Below are 11,599 nucleotides of genomic sequence, written 5' to 3' on the forward strand. Positions count from 1 at the left end.
TCGCCGGGCCGGAGGCGCGGTGAAACTCCTCAGGACAGGCACAGCGCCACCAGTCCTGCGGTCTCCGACAGGATCTGTGCCGCGCCGCAGACGTCCCCTGTCTGGCCGCCGATCCTTTTCAGCGCACGGTTCGCCAGCAGCAGCGTCATGAGCGCCATGGCCGCCGCAGCCCAGGCCCCCGCCCAGCCCAGCGGCAGGAGGCAGGCGACCGCCACGATCAGCCCCGGCGCGTAGGGGCGGCACCGCGCGCTGGCGCTTTGACCGAGCCCCTCGGCGCGCGCGGAGGGCAGTTCCACCAGCACCGCCAGCATCGCCAGCCGCGAGGCCACCGCCAGCGCCAGCAGCGGCCATGCCTGCCCCACCTCTGCCAGCGCGACGATCCAGGCCGCGGTGGTCAGCACCAGTGCCAGCGCGCCGTAGCTGCCGATGCGTGAATCGCGCATGATCTCAAGCGCGTGTGCCCGGTCGCGCCCGCCGCCCAGCCCGTCGGCCACGTCCGCCAGCCCGTCCTGGTGCAGCGCGCCGGTGGTCAGCGCCTGCGCCGCCAGCGCGAGTACCGCCGCCAGCATCGGCGCCATTCCCATAACCGTAAGGACCCAGAAGACCGCCGCCGTGATTGCCCCCACCGCCAGCCCCACCAGAGGAAAGGCCCAGCGGGCCGCCGACAACTCCGGGATCGGATCCTTCAGCCGTCCGGCTGGCAAGCGGGTGAGGAAGACTACCGCGAGCCGCAGTTCCTCGAACCGCCGCCTCATCCGCGCCGTCCTCACACTCATCCCCCGGAAACCTGCGCCTCGGCGAAAGTGGCCATCCCGTTGTGGCATTCCAGCGCCGCCCGCAGCACGCCCAGTGCCAATGCAGCGCCGGAGCCTTCGCCCAGCGCCATGTCCAACGTCAGCACCGGCGTCTTGCCCATGGCCGACAGCAGCCTCGCGTGCCCCGGTTCGGCGCTTTGATGCCCTGCGATGCAATGGTCGAGAAAGCCGGGATCGGCTGCGAACAGCGGCGCCACGGCGGCGGTGCAGATGTAGCCGTCGAGGATCACCGGGATGCGCCGCGCCCGTGCCTCGATCACGGCGCCGCAGATTCCCGCCTGCTCGCGCCCGCCGAAGGCCATCAGCAAATCCAGCCCCCGCGCGCCTTCGTGTCGGGTGCGACCCTGTTCGATGACGGCGGCTTTCAGCGCCTTGCCCGCGGCGTCCGATCCGGTGCCCCGGCCCACCCAGTTGGTGGCCTCTCCGCCGAAGGCGCTCGCCGCCAGTGCGGCGGCGACGGTGGAATTGCCGATGCCCATTTCGCCAAGGATCAGCACCGAGGCGCTCGTCGGGATCGCCGCCGCGCCACGCCGCATGGCGTCCAGAACCTCCGCCTCCGTCATGGCGTGCCCTTCGGAGAAATCCGCCGTGGGCGTGTCCAGATCCAGCGCCACCACATCAAGGTCAGCCCCCGAAGCCCGGCACAACTGGTTGATGGCCGCGCCGCCGTTGCGGAAGTTCGCCACCATCTGCGCCGTGACCTCCTGCGGGAAGGGGTTCACCCCCTTGGCGCAGATGCCGTGGTTGCCGGCAAAGACCAGCGTCTGCGCCAGCCCGATGGAGGGGCGTTCGGATCCTTGCCAGCCCGCCATGAAGATGGCGAGTTCTTCCAGCCGCCCCAGCGCGCCCGGCGGTTTCGTCAGGCTGTCCTGCCGGGCGCGGGCGGCGGTCACCGCCGCCTCGTCCGCGGCCGGAAGGGAGGACGCCAGCGCGGCCACCTCGGAAAGCGTCTTCAGGTCAGAAAGTGTCGTCATTGGGTTTCACCTTGATCGGGCAGCCCGCGACCACGAGGATCACCGTCCCGGAGACCTCGGCCACGCGCCGGTTGAGCCAGCCCGCGGCGTCGCGAAAGGCGCGGCCAAGGGCGTTGTCGGGGACGATGCCAAGGCCGACCTCGTTGGTGACCAGCACCACCGGGGCGCTCTGGCGGGACAGGGCAGCGATCAGCGCCTCGCCCTCCGCATGCCAGTCGCGATCAGCCAGCATCAGGTTCGTCAGCCAGAGCGTCAGGCAGTCCACCAGCCGCGGGTCGCCCCCGTTTCCCCCGTCGCTGGCGTCCAGCGCCGCGACCAGTTCCAGGGGCGCGTGCATCTCGCGCCATTGGCCGCCCCGCCGTGCCTGATGCGCGGTGATGCGGGCGCGCATCTCGTCGTCATAGGCCTCCGCCGTGGCGATATAGACCGCCCGCCCCGTGGCGCGCAGCGCCAGCCGCTCGGCCAGCTCGGACTTGCCCGAACGGGCGCCGCCGGTCACGAGGGTCGGTTTTTCCATGGCCTTTTCCATGGCGTCGTGAAAAAGCAGGTTCGCCGCGGTTTGAAAAGCCATGATTTACCGCACCTCCTGCGGCACTGACGCGCGCGAAGGGACGATGGACGACAAGCGACCGGAACTGATCCTGATCCGACACGCCCCGGTGGCGGTGCCCGGTCGGCTGGCCGGTCGCACGGATTTCCCGGCGCGGGTCGAGGCTGCCGCCGTCTCGCGGACCCGGGCGCTTCTGCCGCCGGTCGATTCGATTCTCAGCAGCCCGGCGGAGCGCTGCCTGATGACGGCAAAGGCGCTCTTTCCCGGCTGTTCCCTCCGGCAGGACGCGCGGCTGTGGGAGCAGGACTTTGGCGACCACGACGGTATGGCGCTGACCGACCTTCCCGATCTGGGCGAAATGACCGGCGCGGGTCTGGCCGCGCATCGTTGGCCGGGGGGCGAAAGCTTTTCCGACCTCTGCGCCCGCACGGCCCCGGCGCTGCGCGAGGCCTGCGGGGCGGGCAAGACAGCCGTCGTCGCTCATGCCGGCGTCATCCGCGCGGCGCTGGCGCTGGTCACGGGTGACGTACCCGGCGCGCTGACGTTCGAGATCGCGCCGCTGTCGGTCACGCGGCTGGGGATCTGGCAGGGGCGACCGGTTTCGGTGCGGCTGGTGAACGGGGGTGGCCTGTGATCTCCGTCGCGGGGCATTTCGGGGAGTGGTTGCAGGGGCGGCTGGGCAACGGCCCGGTGGTGCTGGTCAGCATGGTCTGTGATGGCTTGCGGGTGCACGCGGGCGGGACAGAGCGGCTATTTCCCGAAGCGGCTCTCGAAGGGTTCCGCGACGCGCTGGGCCTGACGGGCGCCGTACCGGGTGTGACGACCGACATGCCGCCGGGGGGCGGGGCCGGGGCATCGACTGCCTCGCTTGTGGCAGTGGCCCGCACGCTGGGGTTCGACGGCCCCCCCGAGCGGCTGGCCAGCGCCTGCCTTTGGGTCGAAGGCGCCTGCGACCCGCTGATGTTTCCGCGCCCCGACGCGTTGCTCTGGGCGTCGCGCCGGGCAGAGGTGGTGGAGGTGCTGCCGCCGCCGCCCCCGGTCGTGGTGGCGGGTGGCTTCTGGGGCGCGCCCTGCCGGACGGACCCGGCGGACACACGCTTTGCCGATGTCTCCGACCTCGTCGCGGACTGGCGCGCGGCGGTACGCGCGGGTGACATGGCAGGCGTGGCGCAGGTGGCGACCCTGTCGGCCCGGCGCTGTGCCGCGCGCGATACGTCCCCCGACCCGATGGGTGCGTTGATGGCAGAGACCGGCGCGTTGGGCGTGGTCCGGGCGCATACCGGATCGGCCCGCGGGCTGATCTTTGCGCCCGGCACGATACCGGACGGCACGGAAGACGCGCTGCGCGAGGCCGGGCTGACCCGTGTGCTACGCTTTTGTACGGGGGGCGGGGCATGATCTGGGCTGCCATGATGCTTCTGGCGCTGGGGATCGACGCGGCGATCGGCTGGCCAGACGCGCTGTACCGTCGCGCCGGGCATCCGGTGGTGTGGATCGGGACCCTGATCTCTTTTTGCGAACGGCGCTGGAATCGGGGCGGACGCCGGCGCCGCATAGCCTTGGGCGCGCTGACGGTGGCCGTGGTCACCGCCACCTCAGCCGGGGTGGCGGCGATGGTTGCCTTCGTCTTGCCCGATGGCTGGGCAGGTGTGCTTATCGGCGGCGTGCTGGCATGGCCCTTCGTCGCCGTGCGGTCCCTGCATGACCACGTGGCGGCGGTGGCGAAACCACTCGGCAACGATGACCTCGGCGCCGCCCGCCACGCCGTCAGCATGATCGTCGGGCGCGATGTCACCCGCCTGGACAAGGCGGGCGTGGCCCGTGCGGGGATCGAGAGCCTGGCCGAAAACGCCTCGGACGGGGTGATCGCGCCGCTGTTCTGGGGCGTCCTGCTGGGGTTGCCGGGGATTGTCGGCTACAAGGCGATCAACACGCTGGATTCGATGATCGGCCACCGGTCGGACCGCTACGAGGCCTTTGGCAAGCTCGCGGCGCGGCTGGATGACGCGGTCAACCTGATCCCGGCGCGGCTGACCGGGGGGCTGTTTGCCCTGATCGGTGGGGCACAGGCATTGCGCGCGATGACGCGGGACGCGGGGGCGCATCGCTCGCCCAACGCAGGCTGGCCCGAAGGTGCCATGGCGGGTGCGCTGGGCGTGCGGCTGTCCGGCCCGCGCGTCTACGAAACCCACGTGGCCGAGGAGCCTTGGCTGAACGCGGACGCGGCCGACCCGGACGGCGCGGCAATGAGCCGGGCACTGACGGTCTACCGTCGGGGGATGATGCTGGCGGCGGCCGTGCTGGCCCTGCTGGCGCTGGTCTGAGAGGGAGAGACATGGAGGAAACACGCGATCACGGCGGCAATCTCGACGCGGCGATGGCGCGCTGGGGCGGGGAAATGGCGGATTGGGTGGACCTCTCGACCGGCATCAACCGGCTGCCCTACCCGGTGCCCGAAATCCCGGCCCGGGCCTGGCAGGCGCTGCCGACGCGTTCGGATATGGCGCGGCTCGTCGCGGCGGCGCGGTCGGCCTATGGCTCCTCTGCGGACATCGTCCCTGTGGCGGGTGCGCAGGCCGCGATCCAGAGCGTTCCCTTCCTGCGTGCGCCCGGCGTGGCGCGGGTGCTGTCGCCCACCTACAACGAACACGCCGCCGCGCTGCGCATGGGCGGCTGGTTGGTGACGGAGGTCGACACCGTGCTGGACCTCACCGGCGCGGAACTGGCCGTCATCGTCTCGCCCAACAACCCCGACGGCCGCCGCTTTGCCCCTGAGGCGCTGCGCGATCTGGCGATGCGTGTCGGCATGCTGGTGGTCGACGAAAGCTTTGGCGACGCCCGCCCGGAGGCGACCGTGGCGCGCTTCGTGCTGCCGGAAAACGTGCTGGTGCTGCGCTCCTTCGGCAAGTTCTACGGACTGGCCGGAGTGCGGCTGGGGTTCGCCCTTGGCCATGGCCCGCTGGTTGACCGCCTGCGCGCGATGGCCGGGCCGTGGCCCGTTTCCGGTCCCGCGATCCAGATCGCCTGCGCCGCACTGGACGACACCGCGTGGCAGGCAAAAACGGTGGCGCGGTTGCACGGCGATTGTGCCCGGATGGACCGGCTGGCACAGGCGGCGGGCTGGCGGCTCGTCGGCGGGACCGAACTGTTCCGCACCTATGACACCCTTGACGCCTCCCATGCGCAGGAATGGCTGGCCGAGGCCCGCGTCTGGAGCCGGATCTTTCCCTACAGTGGTACGTGGATCAGGCTGGGGCTTCCGGCCCCGCAGGAATGGGCACAGGTCGAGGCCGCGTTGACCGCCGTTTGATCGTCGCCGCAGGAGCGGCCGCCAAAGGGCGAACCAAGAGCCATCGTGGTCGGCGGGGGCGCGATTTCCGGCTAGAAACCGTCCCCCACCGGGCGTCTCAGGCGGAATACTCCGTCCAGGCCATGTCCTCGCCCTGCAGACCGCCTTTCAGGACGCGGGTGGGCAGGCCCATGACGTCGAGCAGCGAGAAGAACGGCTTCGGATCCATCTCCTCGACGTTCTTCATGGTCTTCGCGTCCCATTCTCCCGTCGCGACCAGCATCGCCGCCGCGACTGGCGGCACGCCCGCCGTGTAGGAAATGCCCTGCGAACCGACCTCTTCGAAGGCTTCCTTGTGGTCGGCCACGTTGTAGACGAACAACTCGACCGGCTCGCCCCCCTTCGTGCCCTTCACCAGATCGCCGATGCAGGTCTTGCCGGTGTAGTCAGGCGCGAGGCTGGCGGGATCGGGCAGGCAGGCCTTTACCACCTTCAGCGGCACGACCTCCTGACCGTCGGCCAGCGTCACCGGCTGCTCTGACAGCAGGCCAATGTTCTTCAGCACCGTAAAGACGTTGATGTAGTGGTCGCCGAAGCCCATCCAGAACCGCACGTCGGCTTCCGGGTAGTTGGTCGCCAGCGAATGCACCTCGTCGTGGCCGGATTGGTAAGCCTTTGACGGGCCGACCACCGGCAGATCCCATTCCCGGCCGGAGGCGAACATGGTCGTCTCCTTCCACTGCTTGTCTTCCCAATAGTAGACCACGCCGGTGAACTCGCGGAAATTGATCTCCGGGTCGAAGTTCGTGGCGAAGTACTTGCCGTGCGAGCCCGCGTTGATGTCGACGATGTCGATCGATTTCACCTCGTCCATCTGGTCGATGGCAAAGCGGGCAAAGGCGTTCACCACGCCCGGATCGAAACCCGCGCCAAGGATCGCGGTCACGCCCTTTTCGGCGCAGGTTTCGCGGCGCTTCCACTCGTAGTTGGCGTACCACGGCGGGGTTTCGCAGATCTTGTCCTGTTCCTCGTGGATCGCCGTGTCGATATAGGCGGCACCGGTTTCGATGCAGGCATCCAGCACCGGCATGTTCACAAAGGCCGTGCCCACGTTGATGACGATCTGCGCCCCGGTCCGCCGGATCAGCGCCGCGACCTGCGCGCTGTCCATGGCGTCCACGGCATGCGCCTCGAAGGTGCCCTCGACCTTCATCGCGGACTTTTCGCGCACGGAGGCGATGATCGCGTCGCATTTCTCCACCGTACGGCTGGCAATATGCAGGTCGCCCAGCACATCATTGTTCTGGGCGCATTTATGCGCCACCACTTGCGCGACGCCCCCGGCGCCGATGATGAGAACGGTCTTCTTCAAGGCAGGACTCCCTTGGATAAGGCCCCGTGGGGCAGGTGCTCGGGACAGGTGGCGTTACGACAGGGCCGCCGCGAAATCGTCGTAGGTGAAGGCGCGCACCAGGCGCTCCGTTCCATCCAGTTCACGAATGGCAATGGCGGGCATCTGCACACCGTTGAACCAGTTCTTCTTGACCATGGTGTAACCTGCGGCATCCTCGATGGACAGCCGGTCGCCGGGTTTCAGGGCATTCGGAAAGCGGAATTCGCCAAAGATATCCCCGGCAAGGCAGGACTTGCCGCAGATCATCCACTCCTGCGCGCCGCTCTCATTCATCTTCGCGCTTTCGCGGTAGATCAGCAGGTCGAGCATATGCGCCTCGATCGAACTGTCCACGATGGCCAGGTTTTTGCCGTTGAACAGTGTGTCCAGCACCGTGACCTCCAGCGTGGTGGAGTTGGTGATCGCCGCCTCGCCCGGCTCCAGGTAGACCTGCACCTCGTTCTCTCCGGCGAACCGTTTCAGCCGCTCCGCCAGACGGTCGAGGGGATAGCCTTCGCCGGTGAAGTGAATGCCGCCGCCAAGGCTGATCCAGTCCATGCGGCGGATCAGGCGGCCAAAGCGCGCCTCGATCTGGCCCAGCATCTCGTCGAAACGCTTGAACGACGCGTTCTCGCAATTGTTGTGGAACATGAAGCCCGAGATCAGTTCGGCCACCGGCTCGATGGTCTCCGGGCTGTGTTCGCCCAGCCGGGAAAACGGCCGCGCCGGGTCCGCGAGGTCAAAGCCCGAGGTCGAGACGCCGGGGTTCACCCGCAGGCCGCGCGTGTGGCCGCGCGATACTTCCTCGAACCGCCGCAACTGCTGCGCGGTGTTGAAGATCACCTTGTCCGAGGATGCCAGAACTTCGTCGATTTCCTCCGGCGCCCAGGCCACGGAATAGGCATGGGTTTCGCCGGGGAACTTCTCGCGCCCCAGCTTCACCTCGAACAGCGAGGACGAGGTGGTGCCGTCCATGTACTCCGACATCATGTCGAAGACCGACCAGGTGGCAAAGCACTTCAGCGCCAGCAGCGCCTTCGCGCCGGAGGTCTCGCGCAGGTGGGCGATTTTCTCCATGTTGGGCAGGAGGCGCGACTTGTCGATGAGGTAATAGGGCGTCTGCATGGGCGGGGCCTTCGTCATGGGGCAAGGGACCGGACCGGCGGGCGGATGCGGCAGTGGCGTTGGGGGCCATGTAGCGCGCCAGACCGCCTGTCGCAATGTCCGGCTTTGCGCGGGGGGCGCCTGCGGCCCTACCGGGCGAGGGCCAGCAGCCCACCCACATCCAGATGCGCCTCCAGATGCTCGGCAAGCGCATCGAGCGTGCGTTCCACCGACGCGTCGTAGCCATGCGCGCGCGCCTGCGTCCCCAGCGCCGCCAGCCACGCTGTGCGAAAGGCATCGTCCGAGAACATGCCATGCAGATAGCTGCCCTGCACCCGCCCGTCGGGCGAACAGGCCCCCTCCGGCCCGCCGTCCAGATGCGCGAAGGGCCGCGCGCAGTCCGGCCCGGTGGTGCGGCCGATGTGGATTTCGTAGCCCTCCATGGGCAGGCCTGTGGCGGCATGCCGCGCCGTGATCCGGGTCAGGCGCTTGTCCCCGGTCATGGTGGTGTCGACGTCCAGCAGCCCCAGCCCCGGCGTCTTTCCGGCTAGGCCCTCGATGCCGTCGGGGTCCGCCACGGACCGACCCAGCATCTGGAAACCGCCGCAGATCCCCAGCACCCGCCCGCCGCGCCTATGATGCGCGATCAGGTCGGTCTCCCACCCTTGAGCGCGAAGAAAGGCCAGATCGCCCCGCGTCGATTTCGATCCCGGGATGATCACCAGATCGGCATCGCCGGGGATCGGCTGGCCGTGCCCCAGCATTGTCAGCCGCACAGCCGGTTCCTGCGCCAGCGGGTCCATGTCGTCGAAATTGGCGATCCGCGACAGCCGCAGGCAGACGATATGCAACCCCTCCCGCAGGGGCGCGCTGCGAATATCCAGCGCATCCTCCGCGGGCAGCCGCCAGGCCTCCGCGAACCAGGGTGCGGTGCCAAAGCCCTGCCAGCCGGTGTGCGTCTCGATCATCCGGTAGCCGTCGTCGAAGAGCGTCGGATCACCCCGGAACTTGTTGACGAGAAACCCCGCGACCCGCGCCCGGTCATCCCCTGACAGCACGACCTGCGTGCCGACGATCTGCGCGATCACTCCGCCGCGGTCGATATCGCCCACCAGCACGACCGGCACATCGGCGGCCTCGGCAAAGCCCATGTTGGCGATGTCACCCTGCCGCAGGTTGACCTCCGCCGGGCTGCCCGCGCCTTCGACGATCACCAGATCATGCGAGGCCTCAAGCCTGCGAAAACTCTCCAGCACCGCCTCCAGAAGGCGCGGCTTCAGCGCCGCGTACTCCCGCGCCTTTACCGTGGCGACGCGTTTGCCCTGCACGACGACCTGGCTCCCTACATCCGTCTCGGGCTTCAGCAGCACCGGGTTCATGTCCACCACCGGGTCCAACCCGCAAGCCCGAGCCTGCAGGGCTTGCGCGCGGCCGATCTCTCCGCCGTCCGCTGTCACGGCGGCGTTGTTCGACATGTTCTGCGGTTTGAACGGTGCGACTGTCAGCCCTCGCCGCAGTGCCGCGCGGCACAGCCCCGCCACGAGGACGGACTTCCCGACGTTCGATCCGGTTCCCTGAAGCATGAGGGCGGGCATGAAGGGGCCTCCTGCGCGGTCATTCGCGCCGTGATAGGGCGGGGGCCGGCTACGGTAAAGCCCGATCAGACCTCAGTCGTCGTCCCCGGGCAGCGGCAGCCGAGCCAGGTGGTATTCGCGGGCAAAACGCGACGCGGGTCGCGCGACGAACAGCGCGCTACCGATGACAAAAGCCCAGGTCGCCACCTCCTGCGTGGATTGCCAGAAGAACAGGACGGAACCCAGGAGAAAGGTCAGCCCGGCGAGGAAATCGATGGTGGTATAGAGCCTCTCGTAAAAGCCGTAGACCTTTTCGTGGCGGGGCGTGGCATCGTGCAGCTGGCGCTGGAACATGGCGGGTGGCGCTCCTTTCCGAGGCGGGTCAGGGGAACAGGACCCGTGGCAAGCTAGCCCGCGTGGCGGCGTTGAACAGGAACCCCCGCCAGCCGCGCGCCTTCGCCGCGGCCACATTGCCGGGCGCGTCGTCGACCAGCAGGATCGCCTCCGGTGGCAGGCCTGCCCAGCGTTCGATCTCGGCAAAGAATCCGGGATCGGGCTTCGCCACCCCCATGCGGCCTGAGGCAAAGACCGCCTCCACCTTCGCCCCGGCCCTGGCCCCAATCCCGGCCCCAATCCCGAACCCTTTATCGATGGATGCAGCGCGATGCGGTTCGTTGTTGGTGCCGATCACATGCCGCGCGGGGTGGGTGCGCAGCCAGCCCAGTACCTGCGCATCGGGACGGTCCTCGGCGCGGAACCACCAGCCCAGAACCGCCTCGGCCGTGACCTCCGCGCCCTGCCGGTTCAGCCAGTCCCCCACCAATGCCCGCAAGTCACACCGTCCGCGCATCACGTCACGCAACCGCCCCGACCCCTTCAGATGTGCCGCCAGCGCCCGCCCGTCGACCCCCAATGCATCCCGCATCCCTTCCGCCCAGTTCGGGCCGGGGGCGTTCAGCACTCCATCGAAATCCCAGACGATCAGCGCGGGCGGCACGGCGCGTCAGCCCTGCTTCGGCAGGAAGGCCTCCACCGCCGCCTGCGCGATCACCGTGACCTCGCCGGTGTCGGGGTTGGTGATGACGAGACCGCCATGCACAGTACGAACCCGCGCCCGCCCGCGCGGTAGCCGCACCACCAGCGCGTCGCAATCGACTGCTCCGGGCTGTTGCACGCCCACGGTGACGCGTACTTCCATGGCCTGATGCGGCAGATCGAGGGCGCCGAACAGCGGAATTGAGGAATGCCGCAACACATCCTCGATCGCGCGCCCTGCGGCCTTCGTGTAATCCTGCCCGTGCAGGTCGTTCCCCATACCCATCTCGATGATGAAGCGCTGCATCAGATTCCCTCCAGCGCGACGGAGATCGCGACGGTCGCCATGACCGTGGGCAGCCCGTCTCCCTCAGGACGCGGCACGTCCAACCCGCCCTTCACCGCATTGACGGTCACCGCCCCGTAGGGAAAGACCGCCGCAACCTGCGCCACGTCCACGCGCTCGGGCTGCTGCACGCCCAGGTCCACCGTGATGCGCATGTCGGTTTTCTCCTTGCCGAAAAGCTCAGCGAGGTTGATCGAGTTGCGCCAAAGCGCGTTCTCCACCGCGCGGCAGGCGGCCTGCGTGTAATCCTGCCGACGCAGGGACGTACCCATGCCGAACTCGGTCAAGAGGCGTCTTGGCATCGCTTCCTCCCTACGGTGCACCCACGTAACGCGGGTCAAGTGAGTATTTGAAAAGCAGAGAAGCAGGGGCGCGGCGCCAAAGTCAAACCGCCCGCCGCGCCACCGTTGCGCCACACCGCGCGGGCCGCGGCATCGGGGCGCCGCCCTTCCTGCTTCTTCGTTTCGAAAATACCTCCGGGGGGTCCGGGGGGCGGCGCCCCCCGGCGGGGGGGGGGGG

At 68.7% G+C, this 11,599-nt stretch carries 14 protein-coding genes; 4 read left to right on the plus strand and 10 right to left on the minus strand.

Annotated features, from left to right (window positions below; all coding sequences use genetic code 11):
• Positions 1-29: 29 nt before the first annotated feature.
• Genes cobS through cobU form a run of 3 tightly spaced genes read right to left on the minus strand, consistent with a single transcriptional unit; the run spans position 30 to position 2,306 of the window.
• Positions 30-755 carry an adenosylcobinamide-GDP ribazoletransferase gene (cobS, locus tag J5474_RS20565; RefSeq protein ID WP_245216620.1) on the minus strand — a complete coding sequence of 242 codons (726 nt, stop codon included), beginning with the start codon at positions 753-755 and terminating at the stop codon, positions 30-32.
• A gap of 17 nt (positions 756-772) precedes the next feature.
• Positions 773-1,789, minus strand: coding sequence for a nicotinate-nucleotide--dimethylbenzimidazole phosphoribosyltransferase (cobT, locus tag J5474_RS20570; RefSeq protein ID WP_209363620.1), 1,017 nt, complete (start codon positions 1,787-1,789; stop codon positions 773-775).
• Positions 1,773-2,306 carry a bifunctional adenosylcobinamide kinase/adenosylcobinamide-phosphate guanylyltransferase gene (gene cobU / locus J5474_RS20575; protein WP_209363694.1) on the minus strand — a complete coding sequence of 178 codons (534 nt, stop codon included), beginning with the start codon at positions 2,304-2,306 and terminating at the stop codon, positions 1,773-1,775. Before cobU ends, cobT begins: the two co-directional genes overlap by 17 nt.
• A gap of 52 nt (positions 2,307-2,358) precedes the next feature.
• Here cobU and J5474_RS20580 point away from each other — a divergent pair, with 52 nt between their 5' ends.
• Genes J5474_RS20580 through cobD form a run of 4 tightly spaced genes read left to right on the plus strand, consistent with a single transcriptional unit; the run spans position 2,359 to position 5,649 of the window.
• Complete coding sequence (locus tag J5474_RS20580) at positions 2,359-2,973, plus strand: histidine phosphatase family protein (RefSeq protein ID WP_245216621.1); 615 nt, start codon at positions 2,359-2,361, stop codon at positions 2,971-2,973.
• A complete protein-coding gene (locus tag J5474_RS20585) occupies positions 2,970-3,737 on the plus strand; it encodes a propanediol utilization protein (protein WP_209363622.1) in 768 nt (255 codons plus the stop codon). Before J5474_RS20580 ends, J5474_RS20585 begins: the two co-directional genes overlap by 4 nt.
• Positions 3,734-4,663, plus strand: a complete 930-nt coding sequence (cbiB, locus tag J5474_RS20590) for an adenosylcobinamide-phosphate synthase CbiB (protein ID WP_209363623.1) — start codon at positions 3,734-3,736, stop codon at positions 4,661-4,663. Before J5474_RS20585 ends, cbiB begins: the two co-directional genes overlap by 4 nt.
• Positions 4,664-4,674: 11 nt before the next feature.
• Positions 4,675-5,649 carry a threonine-phosphate decarboxylase CobD gene (gene cobD / locus J5474_RS20595; RefSeq protein ID WP_209363624.1) on the plus strand — a complete coding sequence of 325 codons (975 nt, stop codon included), beginning with the start codon at positions 4,675-4,677 and terminating at the stop codon, positions 5,647-5,649.
• A gap of 97 nt (positions 5,650-5,746) precedes the next feature.
• On the opposite strand, the gene J5474_RS20600 is transcribed toward cobD, so the two are convergent.
• The 7 genes from J5474_RS20600 to J5474_RS20630 form a co-directional block, all read right to left on the minus strand.
• Entirely contained in the window at positions 5,747-7,000 is a 1,254-nt protein-coding gene (locus tag J5474_RS20600; RefSeq protein ID WP_209363625.1) for a saccharopine dehydrogenase family protein, read from the minus strand.
• Positions 7,001-7,054: 54 nt separating this feature from the next.
• The gene (locus J5474_RS20605) at positions 7,055-8,146 is read right to left on the minus strand and encodes a carboxynorspermidine decarboxylase (RefSeq protein WP_209363626.1); all 1,092 of its coding nucleotides are present in this window, start codon (positions 8,144-8,146) and stop codon (positions 7,055-7,057) included.
• 128 nt (positions 8,147-8,274) lie between these two features.
• Positions 8,275-9,720, minus strand: a complete 1,446-nt coding sequence (locus J5474_RS20610) for a cobyric acid synthase (protein ID WP_209363627.1) — start codon at positions 9,718-9,720, stop codon at positions 8,275-8,277.
• 72 nt (positions 9,721-9,792) lie between these two features.
• Complete coding sequence (locus J5474_RS20615; protein ID WP_209363628.1) at positions 9,793-10,053, minus strand: YrhK family protein; 261 nt, start codon at positions 10,051-10,053, stop codon at positions 9,793-9,795.
• Positions 10,054-10,081: 28 nt separating this feature from the next.
• Positions 10,082-10,696 carry an HAD family hydrolase gene (locus J5474_RS23190; RefSeq protein WP_209363630.1) on the minus strand — a complete coding sequence of 205 codons (615 nt, stop codon included), beginning with the start codon at positions 10,694-10,696 and terminating at the stop codon, positions 10,082-10,084.
• A gap of 6 nt (positions 10,697-10,702) precedes the next feature.
• Positions 10,703-11,041: a Lin0512 family protein gene (locus J5474_RS20625; protein ID WP_209363632.1), complete on the minus strand. Its 339-nt coding sequence runs from the start codon at positions 11,039-11,041 to the stop codon at positions 10,703-10,705.
• Positions 11,041-11,382, minus strand: coding sequence for a Lin0512 family protein (locus J5474_RS20630; protein ID WP_209363633.1), 342 nt, complete (start codon positions 11,380-11,382; stop codon positions 11,041-11,043). Before J5474_RS20630 ends, J5474_RS20625 begins: the two co-directional genes overlap by 1 nt.
• Between the last annotated feature and the right edge of the window lie 217 nt (positions 11,383-11,599).

This window comes from Sagittula salina, from assembly GCF_017813235.1.
Taxonomy (GTDB): Bacteria; Pseudomonadota; Alphaproteobacteria; order Rhodobacterales; family Rhodobacteraceae; genus Sagittula; species Sagittula salina.